At 62.3% G+C, this 18,081-nt stretch carries 19 protein-coding genes; 11 read left to right on the top strand and 8 right to left on the bottom strand.

Annotated elements, in window-relative coordinates:
- Positions 1–8: 8 nt before the first annotated feature.
- On the top strand, positions 9–2,021 hold the full coding sequence (locus CE453_RS12730) for a heavy metal translocating P-type ATPase (protein WP_089174930.1): 2,013 nt from the start codon (positions 9–11) through the stop codon (positions 2,019–2,021).
- Positions 2,022–2,077: 56 nt separating this feature from the next.
- Positions 2,078–2,215: a DUF1289 domain-containing protein gene (locus tag CE453_RS12725; RefSeq protein WP_248308119.1), complete on the top strand. Its 138-nt coding sequence runs from the start codon at positions 2,078–2,080 to the stop codon at positions 2,213–2,215.
- Between the two features lie 199 nt (positions 2,216–2,414).
- On the opposite strand, the gene CE453_RS12720 is transcribed toward CE453_RS12725, so the two are convergent.
- From CE453_RS12720 to CE453_RS28590, 7 genes are all read right to left on the bottom strand, one after another.
- On the bottom strand, positions 2,415–3,710 hold the full coding sequence (locus CE453_RS12720) for a multidrug ABC transporter ATPase (protein WP_248308050.1): 1,296 nt from the start codon (positions 3,708–3,710) through the stop codon (positions 2,415–2,417).
- 76 nt (positions 3,711–3,786) lie between these two features.
- Entirely contained in the window at positions 3,787–4,176 is a 390-nt protein-coding gene (locus tag CE453_RS12715) for a hypothetical protein (protein ID WP_248308049.1), read from the bottom strand.
- Between the two features lie 501 nt (positions 4,177–4,677).
- On the bottom strand, positions 4,678–4,956 hold the full coding sequence (locus tag CE453_RS12710) for a copper-binding protein (protein WP_089174929.1): 279 nt from the start codon (positions 4,954–4,956) through the stop codon (positions 4,678–4,680).
- Between the two features lie 25 nt (positions 4,957–4,981).
- On the bottom strand, positions 4,982–5,464 hold the full coding sequence (locus CE453_RS12705) for a cupredoxin domain-containing protein (protein WP_089174928.1): 483 nt from the start codon (positions 5,462–5,464) through the stop codon (positions 4,982–4,984).
- Positions 5,465–5,500: 36 nt separating this feature from the next.
- A complete protein-coding gene (locus tag CE453_RS12700) occupies positions 5,501–6,934 on the bottom strand; it encodes a multicopper oxidase family protein (RefSeq protein WP_089174927.1) in 1,434 nt (477 codons plus the stop codon).
- A 13-nt stretch (positions 6,935–6,947) separates the two neighbouring features.
- Positions 6,948–8,399: a TolC family protein gene (locus CE453_RS12695; protein ID WP_248308048.1), complete on the bottom strand. Its 1,452-nt coding sequence runs from the start codon at positions 8,397–8,399 to the stop codon at positions 6,948–6,950.
- A gap of 53 nt (positions 8,400–8,452) precedes the next feature.
- Positions 8,453–8,671 (bottom strand): hypothetical protein, encoded by a 219-nt coding sequence (locus tag CE453_RS28590; RefSeq protein ID WP_157733019.1) that lies wholly within the window; start codon positions 8,669–8,671, stop codon positions 8,453–8,455.
- 177 nt (positions 8,672–8,848) lie between these two features.
- On the opposite strand from CE453_RS28590, the gene CE453_RS12690 reads away from it, so the two are divergent.
- From CE453_RS12690 to arsB, 9 genes are all read left to right on the top strand, one after another.
- Complete coding sequence (locus tag CE453_RS12690) at positions 8,849–9,613, top strand: response regulator (protein ID WP_089174925.1); 765 nt, start codon at positions 8,849–8,851, stop codon at positions 9,611–9,613.
- Positions 9,610–11,046 (top strand): ATP-binding protein, encoded by a 1,437-nt coding sequence (locus CE453_RS12685; RefSeq protein ID WP_089174924.1) that lies wholly within the window; start codon positions 9,610–9,612, stop codon positions 11,044–11,046. Before CE453_RS12690 ends, CE453_RS12685 begins: the two co-directional genes overlap by 4 nt.
- Positions 11,047–11,266: 220 nt before the next feature.
- Positions 11,267–11,584, top strand: coding sequence for an ArsR/SmtB family transcription factor (locus tag CE453_RS12680; protein ID WP_089174923.1), 318 nt, complete (start codon positions 11,267–11,269; stop codon positions 11,582–11,584).
- Between the two features lie 51 nt (positions 11,585–11,635).
- On the top strand, positions 11,636–13,033 hold the full coding sequence (locus CE453_RS12675) for an NAD(P)-binding domain-containing protein (protein WP_089174922.1): 1,398 nt from the start codon (positions 11,636–11,638) through the stop codon (positions 13,031–13,033).
- Positions 13,033–14,256: an MFS transporter gene (locus CE453_RS12670; RefSeq protein WP_089174921.1), complete on the top strand. Its 1,224-nt coding sequence runs from the start codon at positions 13,033–13,035 to the stop codon at positions 14,254–14,256. The genes CE453_RS12675 and CE453_RS12670 overlap by 1 nt, the downstream gene beginning before the upstream one ends.
- Positions 14,257–14,286: 30 nt before the next feature.
- A complete protein-coding gene (gene arsH / locus CE453_RS12665; RefSeq protein ID WP_089174920.1) occupies positions 14,287–15,048 on the top strand; it encodes an arsenical resistance protein ArsH in 762 nt (253 codons plus the stop codon).
- 85 nt (positions 15,049–15,133) lie between these two features.
- The gene (locus tag CE453_RS12660) at positions 15,134–15,505 is read left to right on the top strand and encodes an ArsR/SmtB family transcription factor (protein WP_089174919.1); all 372 of its coding nucleotides are present in this window, start codon (positions 15,134–15,136) and stop codon (positions 15,503–15,505) included.
- Positions 15,506–15,585: 80 nt separating this feature from the next.
- The gene (gene arsC, locus CE453_RS12655; protein WP_089174918.1) at positions 15,586–16,011 is read left to right on the top strand and encodes an arsenate reductase (glutaredoxin); all 426 of its coding nucleotides are present in this window, start codon (positions 15,586–15,588) and stop codon (positions 16,009–16,011) included.
- Between the two features lie 5 nt (positions 16,012–16,016).
- Complete coding sequence (gene arsB / locus CE453_RS12650) at positions 16,017–17,072, top strand: ACR3 family arsenite efflux transporter (RefSeq protein ID WP_089174917.1); 1,056 nt, start codon at positions 16,017–16,019, stop codon at positions 17,070–17,072.
- Positions 17,073–17,151: 79 nt separating this feature from the next.
- On the opposite strand, the gene CE453_RS12645 is transcribed toward arsB, so the two are convergent.
- The gene (locus CE453_RS12645) at positions 17,152–17,940 is read right to left on the bottom strand and encodes a sulfite exporter TauE/SafE family protein (protein WP_089174916.1); all 789 of its coding nucleotides are present in this window, start codon (positions 17,938–17,940) and stop codon (positions 17,152–17,154) included.
- Between the last annotated feature and the right edge of the window lie 141 nt (positions 17,941–18,081).

Here is an 18,081-nt window from a genome sequence, read left to right as displayed (position 1 = left end):
CTGCCGTTATGACAGTCCAACATGCCCATAGCAGGACGCTCGCGGATGCCGCCGCTTCACGCACAATCGCGCCGGCCACCGAGGCCTATCAACACGATCATGACCACGACGATCATGACCACGAGCATGGCCACGGACATGATCACGACCATCCCTTTAATTGGTCCGAGGCCGTTCGCATCGCGCTCGTCGCGGTCGCGGCGGCGGCCGTGTGGTTCCGCATATGGGAGCCATTCGCAGCAATCAGCATAATCGGCGTCGTCGGACTTTTGATCGGCGGCTGGCCCATCCTCAAGGAAGCCGTCGAGAACGTCGTCGAACGACGAATGACCATGGAACTGTCGATGACGATCGCGATCGTTGCCGCCGCAGCCATCGGCGAATTCTTCACGGCGCTGGTCATCACCCTGTTTGTGCTGGTCGCCGAGGTCCTGGAGGGGCTGACCGTCGGCCGTGGTCGCAAAGCGATCCGCGACCTCTTGGAATTCCTGCCGCGCGAGGTCTCGGTGCGCCGTGCCGGTTCGATCCAGTCGATCTCCGCCGAAGAGCTGTCGATCGGCGACGCCATCATGGTCGCTCCAGGCGGGCGCATTCCTGTCGACGGCGCCGTGTTATCCGGCCATTCATTTGTCGACGAATCCCGTATCACGGGCGAATCCATGCCCGTCGAGAAGACGGCGGGTGCCCACGTCTTCGCCGGCTCCATCAATCAGTCGGGCGCGCTTGAGGTCGCCGCGGAAAGAATTGGTCGCGACACAAGCTACGGCAAGATCATCGAGGCGGTCGAACGGGCCGAGAAATCCCGCGCGCCGGTCCAACGTCTGGCCGACCGCATGGCGGGCTATCTCGTCTATTTTGCGCTCGGCGCCGCCATCCTGACCTTCCTGATTACCCGCGACATCTATTCCACGATCTCGGTGATCATCGTTGCCGGCGCCTGCGGTATCGCCGCGGGCACGCCACTTGCCATCCTTGGAGGCATCGGCCGGTCCGCGCGCCTTGGCGCTATCGTCAAGGGCGGTGTCCACCTCGAGACCCTGGGCCAGGTCGACACGGTCGTACTGGACAAGACGGGGACGCTGACCTTCGGCCGTCCTGAGGTGCAAGAGGTTTTCCCCGTCGCCGGCGTGAGCGCTGATGAACTGCTCGATGCCGCAGCTACGGCCGAATTGCGCTCTGAGCATCCGCTGGGCAAGGCGATCGTCGCCCATGCCCGCAAGCAGGGTCGCGACGCGATCGAGCCCCTGAGCTTTGCCTACACGCCGGGACGCGGCATCACCGCGAAAACTGCTGACGCCACGATCCTTGTCGGCAGCCAAGCCTGGATGGCCGACAACGGGATCAGCGTGCCAGCGGCAACTTCCGGCCACTTCGGCTTGGCTGGTTCAGAAGTCTTTGTCGCCCGCGACGGGCGCTTGCTGGGCTCCATCGCAGTCGCAGATACCGTGCGGCCCGAGGCAAAGCGAGCGGTGGAAGCCTTGCACCGCATGGGTATCCGAACGGTGCTGCTCACGGGCGATGCGCGTCGCGTCGCGGACGCTGTCGGTGCGGCGCTCGGCATCAAGGAGGTCGAGGCGCAACTGCTGCCGGAAGACAAGCTGGCACGCGTCCGGGCCCTCGTCGCGGATAATCGCAAGGTCGCCATGGTCGGCGATGGCGTCAACGATGCCCCCGCGCTTGCCGAAGCCAATGTCGGCGTCGCGATGGGTTCAGGTACCGACGTCGCGCAGGAGAGCGCTGATGTTGTGCTGCTAGGCAATGACCTAGAGCGCTTCGTTGAGACGGTCGCCGTGGCCCGGCGCACCCGCGGCATCATCTGGCAGAATTTTGCCGGCACGATCGGTGTCGATACACTTGGTATCGTGCTGGCAGCCTTCGGTTTCTTGAACCCACTGCTGGCAGCCGGCATCCATGTCGTGTCGGAACTGGTGTTCATCCTCAATTCGGCCCGCCTCCTGCCAACGCCGGAGAAGACTGTCTCTGCGACGCCAGAGCTAAAGCCCGAACCTGCGCAGGTGTGACCTTGGCTATAGCCTCACCATGTCTCGATATCTGCAAATTCGATCGCAAAGCGGATATGTGCGTCGGATGTTTGCGCACGACGGAAGAGATCCGCCGATGGCGCAAGCTCACTGACCACAAGCGTCGCCAGATTCTGGCCGAGCGACGGCGACGCGAAGCCAAGCTGGCCACACGTCGCGCAATCGTCGAGTAGGTGTTCAACAACCAATCCGGCATGCGTCAGCATGCCGGATTCACATGCCCCGCCCCCGTTCTGCTTTCGCGCCGTGACGCGCTAGGCCGCATGCGCCGAGGCTTATCTTCAATAAACTCAGTCGCGCGGTATGCTTTTGCCCGCAGTGGATGTGATCCGGATCCGATTGCGGCGTTTAAAAAAGCCGCTCCACAACGCCTCACCCCGCCCTCCGCTCACGACGAAGGGGGGTTTGAGAAGCGTCGATCGCCATCGGAATGGTACGCACCTGCCCCATGGCTCGGGTGACCTCGCTGAAACGGGCTTTCGCATCCGACCAATTCTGCATGAAATCGAACAGCTCGCGCAGCGCGGGCGAGATTTCCCGATAAGCGGCAAGAGCGGCAACGAGCGCGCCGAGCGACAACTGCCCTCTCACAACGAGGTAGCCACCGATCGTGAAGAAAAAGAAAGGCGTCAGATTGGAGGTGTAATTGTACAGACCCTTGATCCTGCCCTTGAGGTCGTTGATCTCGACCCGGATCGTTTCGAGGGCCGCGGTCATTCGCATCTGATGGCGCAGGCGTGATACATCCGCCCGGCTGCCTGCTGCATGTGAGCCAAAGGCATTGGAAATTGATCCGTCGGCTACCATGAGACCACCGAGCTTGCGTGTTGAACGGACCCTGTCACGCACCTTCCCATTCAGCCGCTTTTGCAAGCCTGGCAGAATCGTGAGCTGCAGCGGCAACATCAGCAGTGCCGCCAGAGCCAGTGCCGGATTCTGCATCAGCAGGAACAGAATGCTGGTCAGCAGGGCCCCGCCCTGAATAACCGGGACAACGGCGAGGCTCCCGCCGAAATACCCGATCGGTTCGACTTCCTGGACTACCACCGCTGAAAGATGCGCCCGCTGTTCGGCGCTCGTGCCCGCCCGTGCGCGGCGCAAGACACCGAGCCGAAGCCTGCGGACCAGGCGCTCGCTCACACGGCCACGGATGCGCATGGCAACGTATTTGATCAGGCCGTTCAAGGTCAGCGTGCCGAGGTAACCCGCGCAGAGCGCAAATAGGAGTGTCATGCGATCCAGCGGTAGGCCAAACAGCGTCATGTCGACGTGGCCGCTATCACTGGCATCGGCCAGAGCATGATTGATGATGTGCTTCGGAATCTCCAGCAGAAGCCACGCCGTCGGTAGCGTCATGATGGAAATGATCACGAGCTTCACCTGCGGTCTTGCAGTCGCACGGATGATGTAAGCCTCAAGCGACTGCGCTCGCTCGCTGGCGGTTAGCCGCTCTGGAGCACGCGAGGTGGCGGCAGAAAACCGGGCGCGCCGGCGGCGCCTGGCATTGTAGCGGTGATAGGCAATCCTCAGGCCAATCCAGAGTGTCCATGCCGGCGCAACGACAAACAACAACGTCGCCGCAACATTGATCAGCCAGTGGCCGTGCGGATAATCGAGGCCCATGATCCGGTGGCCGAGATCATGGATAAACTGAAACGTCGCGGTCACGTCTATTGAACTCAATTTTCGGTAACATAGCGCCTACGTCGGCACCATTTTTGACTTTACGAACTGATTGCCAGACTTAGCTCGCCGGCGCACGAAGCGTGCGGTAGAGGTCATTCACGCCGTCGCTAAAATCTGCATCGGGGTTGCGCGTGCAGAAATCCCGCAGGAACCTAGCTTGCTTGAGGAGTGGATAGACGGCCGGCTCGAGATCCAGATCCTCATCCTTCCCCGGAGGCGCACGCAGCAGCAGGCCGCTCATGTAGCCCTGTGCCCAGGCGAAGAAATTCTTTTCGACGTCTGGCCTGCCGCTGGTCTCCCGCAGAAAGAACTGGCAGCTCGAGGCGCCAATTCCGACGATCTTGACTGACTGGGCTTTGGCCTGCCCCATGGATAGTGCCCCAGCAAATACAGCGCAAAGCACCCAAACCGCGCGCATTCGGGATGATTTCAGGCAGTTGCTGATCATGTGATCGCCTTTCGCCGAGACGGTGAGGTTTTCCGCGGGGACTTCATTCCGGATCGTCCCGGCTGCGAGACGGATCGTCCGCGGAGCAGCGCCCGTTCATGCAGACGAACTTGATGCGTCTGCCGAAGCAGTTGGCTTCGTAGATTTCGCTCCGACCAATGGGATTGAGGCGCGTAACTTTCGCCCTGGGACAGGACGCTTCGATCAGTGCGCGCTGCAGATCGCCATCGTCCGCTCGCACTGGAAGCGCTAGCATTGCAATAGGGATTGTCAGCAAGACCAATCGCATGGCTCGCCTTTCAACTTGTCTTATTGTCTGTGTATCGGGTGTGAAGCCTCTCACCGGCTCGGGTGAACGATGCTTCCCGACCAACAACGCGCCTGCTGCCGCAACCACGGCCACCAACGCTCTGTGACAGACCCACCCAGTGTGGATGAAGCGAAGGCCGCTGAAGGCGCTATATGCGGCAAGGCGTCTTCACGCCTTGCCGCACACTACTATCACTTCGACTTCTGGAGCTTGGTCACCGTGAGCTGACCGTTGACGCGGTCGGCGTCGAACTTGATCTTGTCACCGGCCTTGAGCCCCTTCAGCATCCCGGCATCTCCGGCTTTGAAGACCATGGTCATGCCGTCCATGTCGAGATTCTTGATCGGGCCGTGATTGATCGTGAGCTTGCCCTGAGCGTCGTCAACCTTGGTGACAGTGCCGCTGACCGATTGGGCGGCAGCCGGCAATGCAACGATCAGGAAGGCAAGAGTGGCGGCAGTCTTCAGCATGGGATGCTCCTTTCGCTGAGATCGTTCACTTGACGATGATCTTGCCGGTCATCCCGGCTTCGCGGTGGCCGGGGATCAGGCAGGAGAAGTCGAACTCGCCGGCCTTGGTGAAGGCCCAAACGATCTCACCGGTCTTCTTCGGCGCGAGCCGCTTTGCGTTCGGATCATCATGCTCCATGTCGGGGTTCTTCTGCATCTCGACGGCGTGCTTGAGATTCTCCTCCAGCGTCGCCAGAACGATCTCGTGGTCCAACTCGCCATTGTTGCGCAGCTGGAAACGGATCTGCTCGCCGCGGCGGATCTCGATCCGGTCAGGGATGAAGGACATCTTGCCGTCCTTCTCGCTCATCACGACTTGGACAGGCCGGGCCGGCTTCTTCGGGTCGCCAGGTGTGCCGTAAGCCGTCTCGGCGCCATGGCCGTGACCGGCCGCGCCGGGGCCGGCCAAGGCAGCGCCGGCTGACATTGCAAAAGCGATTGCGGCAAGTTTGAACGTTGCTATCTTCATTTATCTCTCCAGAGGTGAGCTGAGTTTGTCGCCATTTCAGTGATTGGAATGCGCACTCTTGGCTGTGCGCGGCTTGCCATCCGGTCCCAGACTCGGTTTGCGGGGGTCCTTGGCGCGCCACTCAGCCGACTTGACGCCGCTGTCGGGCGGCGTGGCGCGCGGCGCCTCGCCGAGTTTCGCGCCTTTGAGCTCGTAAGCGACGGTTCCTTCAGGATGCTTGAACCAGCCGGGATCCTTGTAGTCGCCCTTCGCCAGCCCCTCTCGGACCTTCACGACCGAGAACATGCCGCCCATTTCGACGGGACCGAACTGGGCGAAGCCCGTCATCATCGGCAGCGTGTTCTCGGGCAGCGGCATCTCCATCGAGCCCATCTCGCCCATGCCGTTCGAGCCCATCGGCATGTAGCCCGGTGCGATCTTGGCGATGCGCTTCGCCAGGTCCTTCTTGCTGACGCCGATGTAGTTCTTCACCGAATGCCCCATGGCATTCATGGTGTGGTGCGACTTGTGGCAATGGATCGCCCAGTCGCCGAGTTCGTCGGCGACGAAGTCGAACGCACGCATCTGGCCGACGGCAACGTCGATCGAGACCTCGTCCCAGGCCGCGGCCGGATCGACCCAGCCGCCATCGGTGCACGAGACCTTGAACTCGTAGCCGTGCATGTGGATCGGATGGTTCGTCATGGTCAGGTTGCCGAAGCGGATCCGGACCTTGTCGTTCTTACCGACGACAAATGGGTCGATGCCGGGAAATACGCGGCTGTTCCAGCACCACATGTTGAACTCGGTCATCTCAGATACCCGCGGCACATACGAACCTGCCTCAATGTCGTAGGCGTTGAGCAGGAAGACGAAGTCGCGGTCGACACGGCGGAAGGCCGGATCCTTCGGATGGACCACGAAGAAGCCCATCATGCCCATCGCCATCTGGACCATCTCGTCCGAATGCGGGTGATACATGAAGGTGCCGGAGCGCCGCAGCAGGAACTCGTAGACGAAGGTCTTGCCGGGCGGGATATGCGGCTGCGTCAGCCCGCCGACGCCGTCCATACCGTTTGGCAGGCGCTGACCGTGCCAGTGCACTGCCGTGTTCTCCGGCAGCTTGTTAGTAACGTAAATGCGGACCTTGTCGCCCTCCACAGCCTCAATGGTCGGCCCCGGCGACTGACCGTTATAGCCCCACAGATAGGCCTTCATGCCCGGCGCGAGTTCCCGCACCACCGGCTCGGCGACGAGATGGAACTCCTTCCAGTCGCCGTTCATCCGCCAGGGCAGCGACCAGCCGTTGAGGGTCGCAACCGGCTGATAATCCGGCCCCGTGGTCGGCACCAGCGGCGCCTGAGTCGTCGCCTCGGTCATAGTCGGAGCTTCGGGCACGGCGGCGAAGGCCGTGCGCCCGGACACGGCCGCGGCTCCGGCCAGCACCAGCCCGGACGAACCCATGAAGCCTCTACGCGATAGGTTGGTCATTCTCGCATCTCCTTCAATCGCCGCCGCCGCCACCAGCCGCTGCCACCGCGACAGATCCTCTACCGCTTCCGCCGCCAATCAGGGCGTGCTTGAAGTCGGTGTAGGCGATCCAAAAATCGCGCCGGGCATTGATCGCCGCGACATTCGACAGAATGCGACTACGGGCATCCGTGATCAGGTCGGTCACGTCGTTGAGCATACCGCCATATTGCAGCAGCGACTCGTCCTGGATAATCTTACGCAATGGCAGGACGTTGTTCTGGTATTGGCGGGTGATGTCGTAGTTGGCGCGGTAAGCGGTGTAGGCTTCGCGTGCCTCGGAACGCACGTTAACAGCCTTCTCCGCCAGCTTGTTGGCGGCCTGCATGTAGCTCTGCTCGGCGAGCGCGACCTTCGATTGGCCGAAATCGTAGATCGGTATCTCAAGGTCGAGAGCAAGCGTCCGGCTGCGGCTCGAACTCCGTTCGACCCGACCATCCTCCGTAATGCTCCGACTACGGTCGTAGGTGCGAGTTCCTTGCAGATCGGCTGCATTGATAAAACGCGTCGCCTGCTCAAGGCCGAGCGACTTCGCCAGCACGTCCAATTCAGCCCGTGCGATGCGCAGATCGACCCGCTTTTGCAGCGCTTCCGCCTCGACCGCTTTCACCGATTGCAGCCGTGGGAGCGGCGGCAGGCTACCGACCCGGAATTTCAGATCATCGCCCCAGATGCCGAGCTGGCGAACGAGCCGCTCGCGTTCCTGACGCTGCAACTGACGCGCTTGAGCAAGCTGCACGGTGAGTTCGGCCTCGAAGGCAAACTCGCGCGCCTGGTCGATCTTGTTGACACCGCCGGACTCGCCGAGCCGCTTGAACAGCTCAGAAGCCGCATCAGCAGACGCCTTCGCTTGCTCGTAGAAGGTGACCTGAGCGTTTGCCGCAGCCGCCCGATAGTATTGACGACGAGTATCTGCTGCCAGCCGTAAAACGGCCTCAGCTGTCCGCAGCTGTGCAGCGCCAAATTGATCGCGCGCAATCTCGGCGCGCGCCGGCAAAGTGGCCAGAGCGAGTACGCTGCCGATGATCTGCCTCTCGATCCCGACCTCGAAACGGCCCGACAACTTCGAGATACCGATACTGGGATTCGGCGGCAAGCTGGCGGCGACCATCTGGGCCTCAGCGATCCCGAGTTCGTTAAACGCGGCTTGCAGACCGCGATTATTGAGCAGCGCAACCTGTACGGCCGCATCGGCAGTCAGCGGCTTGCGAAGCAATTGGTCGACGCGACCCTTCGCCGTGAGCGCTGCCTTGTCATCACCGATCTTGACGATGTCCTTGCCGATATCGGAGTAAGTAGCAGATTGAATCGTGCTCATGCCGCCATCGGCGGAGAGACTTGCGCAGCCCCCCAGGAAAGCAGCGGCGCCGGCGAGCAGCCCGAAACGGAACAGGCGTCGAGCGTGCAATTTAGCTGGAGCGGTCAAGGCGATCCTTCCCCGGGTAATGTCGATCACTGAAATGGACACGCTAAGAGACGTCATGACTTCGGACCGACGTCGCGATTGAGTTCGCGCCAATCCTTCGGATTGGCCGGGCGGAAGGTCGCAGCGCCAGCCGTTACACTGCGGTATTGCATGGCAGGGACCCGGACACTCGGATCGGCCGGCCTGGCTAGATGGTCCGGAACGGGTGTCAGGGAACAGGCGCCCAACGCCAGCCCTATGCCTGCCAGGATCGGCATCTTCACGAACGTCACGATTCGGCTCCCCGTGTTTCGACCAGATAGGGGTAGCAGTGCTCTGCCGTCGGCGTCCGTTACAAATTGTATCAAAGCAACACGGGCGGCACGGCGATAATCGCGCTATTGTGCAGTCGCCGTTAAAGAAGAAGCGGCGCCATACAGACAGGCTTGTTCTGGGAAGCCGAGCGAAAGATGGACCAAGATCCAATCAAGATCATAGCTGAAGATCATGGGCATATTCTCGTCGTAGACGACGATCCGCAGATCAGACTCCTGGTTTCGCGTTTCCTCCAGCGCCATGGCTATCAGGTCACCGGAGCACCAGACGGCCGCGTCATGATGGACATCCTGGCCCGCACCACGATCGATCTGATCGTGCTCGACTTGATGCTGCCCGGACGCTCCGGCGTCGAGCTGTGCCGCGACGTCCGCACGACATCCCAGGTTCCCATCGTGATGCTAACCGCCCGCACCGAGGAAAGCGACCGGATCATCGGCCTCGACGTCGGCGCTGACGATTATGTAACCAAGCCGTTCAGCCCTCGCGAGTTGGTGGCGCGCATCCGCGCCGTCCTGCGCCGATCTCGTACGGCACGCAGCACCAGCGAGACCCGACGTTCCGAGATCGTCGTGTTTGATGGGTGGTCCATGGATCTCCGCCGCAGAGAGCTTCAGTCTCCTACGGGGACACTGATCGATCTCTCAACCGGTGAGTTCGATCTTCTCGTGGCCTTCGTGGAGCATGCCAACCGCGTGCTGTCGCGAGAGGCACTGATGCAGTTCGCAAAGGCGCGAAACAGCGGCGATCCGTTCGACCGCACCATCGATGTCCAGATCAGCCGGCTGCGGCGCAAGTTGGAAGCGGTCGCGAACGGTGCCCAGCTCATCAAGACCGTCCGTGGCTCTGGCTACATGTTTGTGTCCGACGTCCGCGTGCAAGAAGGACAACCCGCTTGAAAAAGCTGGTCGAACGCCTGTGGCCCGATACGGTCGCCAGCCGTGCCATCATGGTGTTGGTGGCGGCGCTCTTGGCCTTCCATCTCCTCGGGTTCTGGGCTTATCGCGTCGGCGTCGAGAGCCTCGCTACCGCGGCCCGCGATCGCGGCCTCGCTGAGCATATCGTCTCGATCAAGCGCGCGATTGCCAGTGCTCCCGCCGGACCAGAACGAGACCGCGCTGCGCATGACCTGTCCAGCGCCAGCCTTGAAGTCCATTGGAGCAAGGTCAGTCTCGTCCTCGGCTCAGCGCCGATGACAGAACGAACCAAGGCGATGGAGGCTCGGCTCAAAGAGCTTGCGCCCGAACTCGCGGCGGAGTCATTCCGCGTTGGTTTTGCCGATGATGGGGCGTTGGGGAGCGGAAATGCCGATGCGTACCGACACATGATGCTGGTCTCGGTCCAATTGGCCGACGGTTCCTGGGTAAATTTCTCCTCCTCGGCTCTCGGAGCGCATCAGAACATCGACTGGAGCGTGATCGCGGTCACTATCTGCTTCGGAGTCGGCATCGTTATCGTCGCTCTCCTTCTGCTGCGCTGGGCGACGCGTCCGTTGCGCGATCTCGCCATCGCGGCGGAGCGTTTTAGCCTTGATCAGACGCCCCAGCCGCTTCCAGAAAACGGACCGATCGAGGTGCGCCGCGCCGCGCGCGCTTTCAACACGATGCGCGAGCGCATTCAGCGCCTCGTCACCGAGCGCATGCAGGCCATGGCGGCGGTTTCGCACGACTTGCGCACTCCAATCACGCGCCTCAGACTTCGCTCCGAGTTGCTCAACGATGATGCGACGCGCGATCTGATCGACGCCGATCTCGCGGAGATGGAGGCGATGATCGATTCGACGCTGGAATATTTGCGGGGCGGCGTCTCCAGCGAAGTGATCCGTCCCATTGACCTCGCCTCGGTGATCGAGACGATCGTCGATGACCATATCGATCAGGGGCATCGGGTCTCGTTGACGGGGCTGGCCTCCGCTCCGGTGTTGGGACGCGTCCTGTCGCTCAAACGCGCCTTCTCTAACATCATCAGCAATGCCATCAAATATGGCGAGATAGCCAGCGTTACGATCGCGGAGATCGATCACCAGCTCGTCATCATTGTCGAGGACGAAGGCCCGGGCATTCCACAAGCAGATATGGAGCGGGTGTTTCAGCCTTTCGTCCGGCTCGAGGAATCCCGCGGACGGGAGACTGGCGGCACGGGCTTGGGGCTCACCATCGCAGCATCCGTGATCCAGACTCATGGCGGGCACATCAGTTTGACGAACCGCGCGAACGGCGGCTTATGCGTAACAATCACTTTCCCCACAAAGGATCAGATCTTGGGCCGCCCGCCCAATTCCACTTCCGGACAATCGATCGATGGCGCCGATCCTGAAAGGCAGATCGCGTGACTAGCTGCACGGAGCCGAGGGCAGCGCGTGCAGGACCAGTTGGAATGCTGAGGTTTGCCCTGAACCTGCTCTGTCGAATCAATGCCCGCGCAATTTGCGACAGCCATTTCACTTTGTGTGTCAGTGGCCGTCCACCAGCCTCTACCGCCCCGCATCATATATTTCTATATTTCTAGAAATACGAATTGACTCGACGCAACGCTCGCGCCAAACTCCCCTCATGCTCACAACCCAGAACGCAGCCGCTCAACTTGAAGCCCTCGGCAATCCGACGCGGCTTTCGCTCTACCGTCTTCTCGTAAGAGCCGGGCACGAGGGGCTATCCGTCGGACAGTGCCAACAACGACTTGAGGTCGCGGCCTCAACGCTTTCCCATCACGTGAAAGCGCTCGTCATCGTCGGCTTGGTCAGTCAGGAGCGCGACGGCACCAGCCTCATCTGCCGCGCCAACTACGACCGGATGAATGCCCTCGTCGAGTTTCTCGTCGCCGAATGCTGCGTCGACAGCCAGTGCGGCTCTAACCAGAGCGCTGCGTGAGTTGTCAGGCCTTCTATTTCAATATTTCTAGAATGACAGCAGGAGAGGAAGATGGCAGTGAGGACGGTCGCTATCATCGGAGCCGGCCCTGTGGGCCTCGCCGCGGCAGCCCATGCCCTGGAACGCGGCCTCGTCCCGATCGTTTTGGAGCGCGGTCCGGCGGCCGGACATGCCATCCGGCAATGGGCTCATGTTCCGATGTTCTCACCCTGGGCCTTCAACATCGACAAGGCGGCTGAGCGTCTCCTCGAGGCGTCGGGTTGGACGCACCCCGATCTGGATCGTTACCCGACGGGCGGTGACCTGATTTCGCAGTACGTCGGCCCTCTAGCCGAACGACTGCGGGATCGGATCAAGCTCAATGCCGAGGTGATCTCGGTCTCCCGGGCGGGATACGACAAGGTCAAGACGGATGGCCGCGAGGCAGCGCCGCTGCTGGTGCGTTATCGCGACGGCGATACGCTTACGAGTTTGGCTGTTGACGCCGTCATCGACGCGTCGGGAACCTGGTTCTCGCCGAACCCGGCTGGAGTCGGCGGCTTGCCGGCAATCGGCGAGATCGAAGCGACCGAACATATTGCCTATGGGATGCCGAACATCTCCGGAGAGGCCCGATCGCGCTATGCCGGCAGGCAGGTCGCTGTGCTTGGCGGAGGCCATTCGGCCATCGGCACCCTCATCGCGCTCTCCGAGCTTCAGGCTGAGAATCCCGCGACCAAGATCACCTGGCTCTATCGGGGTCCGATCCTGGCGAAGGCATTTGGTGGCGGCGCCGCCGACCAGCTCTCCGCCCGCGGCGAACTCGGTCTCCAGATCGCGGATCTCGTCAGGCAAGGCCGCATCAGGACCCATACCGGCTTTCGGCTGGAACAGATCGAGCGTGATGCCTCCGGTCTGCGCCTGATCTCAAACGACGAAAGCAAGCAGGCCGTCACCGTCGACGAACTCATCGTCGCGACCGGCTTCCGCCCGGAACTGGCTCTCCTGCGCGAGCTGCGCGTCGAGCTCGATCCGGCGCTCGAATGCCCGCCGAGCCTGGCGCCGTTGATCGACCCCAACGTCCACTCCTGCGGAACGGTGCGCCCGCATGGCGCCGCCGAGCTCGCCCATCCGGAACCTGGCTTCTACATCGCAGGCATGAAGTCCTATGGCCGAGCGCCCACCTTCCTGCTCGCTACGGGGCATGAACAAGTCCGCTCGATCGTGGCTGAACTCGCCGGCGATCACGCTGCGGCCCAACGCGTCGAACTCGTCTTGCCCGAGACCGGTGTTTGCAGCGCGACGCCCGGCGGACCGTCGGCTTCGACGTCGAGCTGCTGCGGAGGCCCGGCGCCTGCGGCAATCGATGCCTGCTGCGCCGATGACGCGGTTGCCAAGCAATCCGGGAAGGCAGGATGCGGATGCTCGTCCAGCTCCCACGAAACCACCCGTGAGACGGCCGAAGTCTGATGTCCAGTCTGTCGCTGCCTATACCCGCTCCCACCGGTGGGCGCGGACTCGCGTTGATCACGGCGCTCGGCGTCACACAGGTCGCTGGTTATGGCGGCCTGTACTACACCTTCGCCGTGCTGGCCCCGAAGATGACCGAGAGCTTCGGTTGGTCCCCGGAGTGGACATATGGCGGGTTCGCGGCCGGGCTGCTGACCGGCGGACTTATCGCGCCCGTCGCTGGGCGATTGATTGATCATTACGGCACCCGGCTGATGATGACCCTCGGGTCGGTGCTTGCCGGCCTCTCGCTTCTCGGCTTGGCGGAAGCGCGCGGTCCGGTTGGCTATTTCGCGGCCATGATCGCTCTGGAGATCGTTTCGACCCTCGTCCTCTATGATGCAGCGTTCACGGCGCTGGCGCAGGCACGCGGCCCGGGCGCAAGGCGCGCGATCAGCCAGCTCACCTTGATCGGGGGCTTCGCATCGACACTGTTCTGGCCGTTAACGACTGCCCTGCTCAACTCCTTCGACTGGCGCGACATCTACCGGATCTATGCGGTCGTCCAGATCGCTCTGTGCGCGCCGCTGCATCTGTTGCTGCTGCCGGGTCCGATCCATCGCACGGAGAGTGCCGTGCCCAGCGCCGACGCCGCAGATGCCTCGCAGGTCAGGTATCTTGAAGGGAACGATCGACGGAGCGCCTTCGCCCTGCTGGCATTGGCATTCTCGCTTCAAGGCTTCGTGGTATCGGCAATGTCGGTCCACATGCTGACGATGCTGCAAGGGCTGGGGCTGAGCGCGGCTGTCGCTGTCGGCATCGGCGCCATGGTCGGTCCCTCCCAGGTTGCGGGGCGCCTGATCGAAATGCTCTTCGGAACTTCGATCGACCCCGTCACGACGGCCTGGACGTCAGCCGCATTGATGCCGGTCGGGTTCGTTCTGCTGACGATCGGCGGTTCCGCGGCCGGGCTCGCGGGTCTGTTCGCGATTGCCTATGGCATCAGCATGGGGCTGAGCTCGATCGTGCGCGGCACGGTCCCCCTGAAGCTCTTCGGTCCCGCCGGCTATGGGGCGATGCTGGGCAAGCTCTCCGCACCCGGCTTGGCGGTAAAGGCTGCCGCGCCGCTCCTCTTCGCCATGCTGCTCGAACGTGCCGGATTGATGCCGAGCACGCTGCTCCTGGTCGCCCTGTCCGGGCTGGCAGCGGCTGCAATGTACACTCTGGCGCGCAAGCTGCGCTGAGCTCTGTTCCGGATATCAAGGAGAACCCTCATGCCATTGCGTGAGCTGACCGATCTTTCGTCCCTTCCAGCCCTCAAGCCCGAGTTCGTGATGAGGCGCCCCGCCGAAGGGCTGCCCGATCCGCTCGGTCACCCGCCGCGCATCCTGTTACTCTACGGGTCCCTGCGCGAACGCTCATTCTCTCGGCTCGCCGTCGAGGAGGCTGCGCGCCTTCTGACGCTATTCGGGGCCGAGACACGTATCTTTGATCCGTCCGACCTTCCTCTGCCGGACCAGGTCAAGGGCGACGACCACCCTGCGGTCCGGGAACTGCGCGAGCACGCGCTCTGGTCGGAGGGGCAGGTTTGGTGCAGCCCTGAACGCCACGGGCAGATCACCGGCGTGATGAAAGCGCAGATCGATCACCTGCCGCTGGAGATGGGCGGTATGCGCCCGACCCAGGGACGCAGCCTCGCGGTGATGCAGGTGTCGGGCGGCTCCCAGTCCTTCAATGCCGTCAACACGCTTCGCCTGCTCGGGCGCTGGATGCGGATGTTCACGATCCCCAACCAATCGAGCGTCGCGATGGCCTACAAGGAATTCGATGAGGCGGGGCGGATGAAGCCGTCGTCCTACTACGACCGCATTGTCGATGTGATGGAGGAGCTGGTCCGCTTCACCGTCTTGCTGCGGCCGCATGCGGAGACGCTGGTCGACCGCTATTCAGAGCGCAAGCAGAAGCAGATCGTGGTTGATCCGACGACGGACATGTCGGCTATCGCCATCGCTCACCAGCGTCGCCGATCGGCCTGACGACCGCTACGCCGCCGAGCGGGAATGTCCGACATTGGGGGCCACTCAGCTTGCAACGCATCCATATATCCACTAGCTTGGATATATGGAATCAGAGCAAACCATTCTGGCCCTCGCAGCTCTCGCGCAGCAGACCCGTCTCGACGTGTTTCGCCTGTTGGTGAAGCATGAACCGGAAGGTCTGCCCGCGGGAGAAATAGCCCGCCGCCTTGCCGTGCCGCAGAACACCATGTCGTCACACCTGGGGATCCTGGCCCGGGCCAAGCTGGTCCGAACCGAACGCCAGAGCCGCTCCATCATCTATCGAGCGAACCTGGTGGCGGTGCAGCACCTCGTCACCTTTCTGCTGAACGATTGCTGCGGAGGAAGGACGGAAATCTGCGCTCCGGTGGTCGCGGCGCTCTCAGCATGCTGCACCTCCTCAGCGGCCACGACCGAGATTGAGGAAAACGCCTAGCCCCCAACAGGCGCCGCGCCTCTCGATAGGCGGTTCCCCTGCCGCCAGAGCACGAAACTTCTGTGCGGGAGTCACTTCAGATGGACGTCGTCATCTACCACAACCCCGATTGCGGGACCTCGCGGAACACGCTCGCAATGATCCGGAATGCCGGGGTCGAACCGCATGTTATCGAATATCTGAAATCGCCGCCCTCGCGCAGAATGGTGCGCGAACTCGTCGATCGCGCCGGCCTTACGCTGCGCGAGGCGCTACGTGAAAAGGGAACGCCTTACGCCGAGCTTGGCCTGGACGATCTCTCGCTCAGCGATGAAGCCCTGCTCGACGCAATCGAGGACCATCCCATTCTCCTGAATCGCCCCTTCGTGGTGACGCCGAAGGGCGTCCGACTGTGTCGCCCGTCCGAGCGGGTGCTCGACCTGTTGCCGCCGCAGCGCGGTGAGTTCCGCAAGGAAGACGGCGAGCTTGTCGTTGATTCATCCGGCCGTGTCCTCGCGGGAGCCTAACAGCCATGTCGACCTTCGAACGCTACCTCACCCTTTGGGTCGCCCTGTGCATCGTCGCGGGCATCGCGCTCGGCCACATTGCGCCCGGCGTCTTCCAGGCGATCGGCGCGGCTGAGATCGCCAAGGTCAACCTGCCAGTGGCGGTGTTGATCTGGTTGATGATCGTGCCGATGCTCCTGAAGATCGATTTCGCAGCGCTCGGCGAAGTCGGGCGCCACTGGCGCGGCATCGGCGTCACCCTCTTCGTCAACTGGGCGGTCAAGCCCTTTTCGATGGCCGCGCTCGGCTGGTTCTTCATCTCCTACCTGTTCCGGCCTTATCTGCCGGCGGATCAGATCAACAGCTACATCGCCGGCCTGATCATCCTCGCGGCGGCGCCCTGCACGGCGATGGTCTTCGTCTGGTCGAACCTGACGAAAGGCGAGCCCCTGTTCACGCTCAGCCAGGTCGCCCTCAACGATGCGATCATGGTGGTCGCTTTCGCGCCGATCGTGGCCCTGCTGCTGGGCCTTTCGGCCATCACCGTGCCGTGGGACACGCTGCTGCTGTCGGTGGTGCTCTATATCGTCATCCCGGTGATCGTGGCTCAGCTCCTGAGGCGTCAGCTCCTCGCGAGCGGCGGACCGGCCTCACTCGACCGCGTGCTCGGGGTTCTCGCTCCAATCTCGCTGGTGGCATTGCTGGCGACGCTGGTGCTGCTCTTCGGCTTCCAGGGAGAACAGATCCTGGCGCAGCCGCTTATCATCGCGATGCTCGCTGTGCCGATTCTGATCCAGGTGTATTTCAACTCTGGCCTGGCCTACCTGCTCAATCGGATGACCGGCGAGGCGCATTGTGTCGCCGGCCCCTCAGCCCTGATCGGCGCAAGCAACTTCTTCGAGCTCGCCGTCGCCGCGGCAATCAGCCTGTTTGGCTTCAACTCCGGAGCGGCGCTCGCGACCGTCGTCGGGGTGCTCATCGAGGTCCCGGTGATGCTGTCGGTCGTCGCGATCGTCAATCGAAGCAAAGATTGGTACGAGCGCCATCCGGCCGTCGCACGCGCGGAAGCAAATCGCGGCTAACAGCACCCGCACAAAGCCAACGGCCGCTTTCCATGCGAACCTGGCTGCCGGGCCTAACGGATTTTTGCCGGCAGTCTCTTCATCTGTGTCTCCAGACCTTTACGGCCGACACAACGAGGATCAACGCCAAGGCTGGCAGAAGCACATTACCCGGCACAACACCGAGCAAGCGGCCACCGACGAAGGTCCCGACGATCGATCCGATCGCCATGGTCAGGACGAACGCGCCGTTGCGCCGCAAGACGGAAAATGCCTGGTCCTGACTGTAGCGGGCAAAGCCGACGATCATGGTCGGCAAGCTGACGGCGAGCGATAGACTACCTGCCAGCTTGATGTCGGCGCCGAACAGCAGGACCAGCGTCGGGATCAACAACTCTCCGCCTGCAACCCCCATCAGGGACGCGACGACGCCGATGGCGAATCCTGCGATGACTCCGGCAACAAGCTGAGTGGATCCCGTAACGAATGCCCCGGCTGAGCTGACGTTGTGTCCGAAGATCAGGACGATCGCGATGATGACGAGCAGGACCGAGATAACTTTGTAGAGGGTTTCAGACTTCAAACGTGTAGCCCACCCGGCACCGAACCAGGCGCCAAGCAAGCTCCCCGCGAGCAGATTCACGATCACCTGCCAGTGGTTGGCGATTTCGACGAACGGCACGGTGGCCGTCCGGAACGGCAGAGCGGTCGCCACCACGACCAGGCTCATCGCCTTGTTCAGGATGACCGCATCAAGGGCGCGAAAGCCGAATGCTCCGATGAGGAGAGGCAATCGAAACTCGGCACCTCCGAGACCGATGAGACCGCCAAGCGTGCCTATCAGTGCACCACCGCCGAATGCGGTCGATTTATCGCGGAGAGATTTCATGAGCGCGAGCCTTCGACGCACACCTGCGTCGTGATCTAGATCAGGCCCGTGAAACCGACGTGGCGGTGCGCTTCACGGCAGGCTTACGGCGTGCCGTGGGGCAGGACCCATCTAAAGCTTGATGCGGCGATTTGCCAAGCG

The sequence above is a fragment of the Bosea sp. AS-1 genome, assembly GCF_002220095.1.
GTDB lineage: Bacteria > Pseudomonadota > Alphaproteobacteria > Rhizobiales > Beijerinckiaceae > Allobosea.
Note: the sequence above shows the minus strand (reverse complement) of the source record. Positions and strands in the feature narration are given on the sequence as shown.

Coding starts and splice junctions, on each gene's coding strand:
- CE453_RS12715 (WP_248308049.1), bottom strand. CDS start 4,176: ATGATCAGCAACTGCCTGAAATCATCCCGAATGCGCGCGGTTTGGGTG.
- CE453_RS12690 (WP_089174925.1), top strand. CDS start 8,849: ATGGACCAAGATCCAATCAAGATCATAGCTGAAGATCATGGGCATATT.
- CE453_RS12670 (WP_089174921.1), top strand. CDS start 13,033: ATGTCCAGTCTGTCGCTGCCTATACCCGCTCCCACCGGTGGGCGCGGA.
- arsH (WP_089174920.1), top strand. CDS start 14,287: ATGCCATTGCGTGAGCTGACCGATCTTTCGTCCCTTCCAGCCCTCAAG.
- CE453_RS12645 (WP_089174916.1), bottom strand. CDS start 17,940: ATGAAATCTCTCCGCGATAAATCGACCGCATTCGGCGGTGGTGCACTG.
- CE453_RS12725 (WP_248308119.1), top strand. CDS start 2,078: ATGTGCGTCGGATGTTTGCGCACGACGGAAGAGATCCGCCGATGGCGC.
- CE453_RS12660 (WP_089174919.1), top strand. CDS start 15,134: ATGGAATCAGAGCAAACCATTCTGGCCCTCGCAGCTCTCGCGCAGCAG.
- CE453_RS12675 (WP_089174922.1), top strand. CDS start 11,636: ATGGCAGTGAGGACGGTCGCTATCATCGGAGCCGGCCCTGTGGGCCTC.
- CE453_RS12730 (WP_089174930.1), top strand. CDS start 9: ATGACAGTCCAACATGCCCATAGCAGGACGCTCGCGGATGCCGCCGCT.
- CE453_RS12705 (WP_089174928.1), bottom strand. CDS start 5,464: ATGAAGATAGCAACGTTCAAACTTGCCGCAATCGCTTTTGCAATGTCA.
- arsC (WP_089174918.1), top strand. CDS start 15,586: ATGGACGTCGTCATCTACCACAACCCCGATTGCGGGACCTCGCGGAAC.
- arsB (WP_089174917.1), top strand. CDS start 16,017: ATGTCGACCTTCGAACGCTACCTCACCCTTTGGGTCGCCCTGTGCATC.
- CE453_RS12680 (WP_089174923.1), top strand. CDS start 11,267: ATGCTCACAACCCAGAACGCAGCCGCTCAACTTGAAGCCCTCGGCAAT.
- CE453_RS12710 (WP_089174929.1), bottom strand. CDS start 4,956: ATGCTGAAGACTGCCGCCACTCTTGCCTTCCTGATCGTTGCATTGCCG.
- CE453_RS12700 (WP_089174927.1), bottom strand. CDS start 6,934: ATGACCAACCTATCGCGTAGAGGCTTCATGGGTTCGTCCGGGCTGGTG.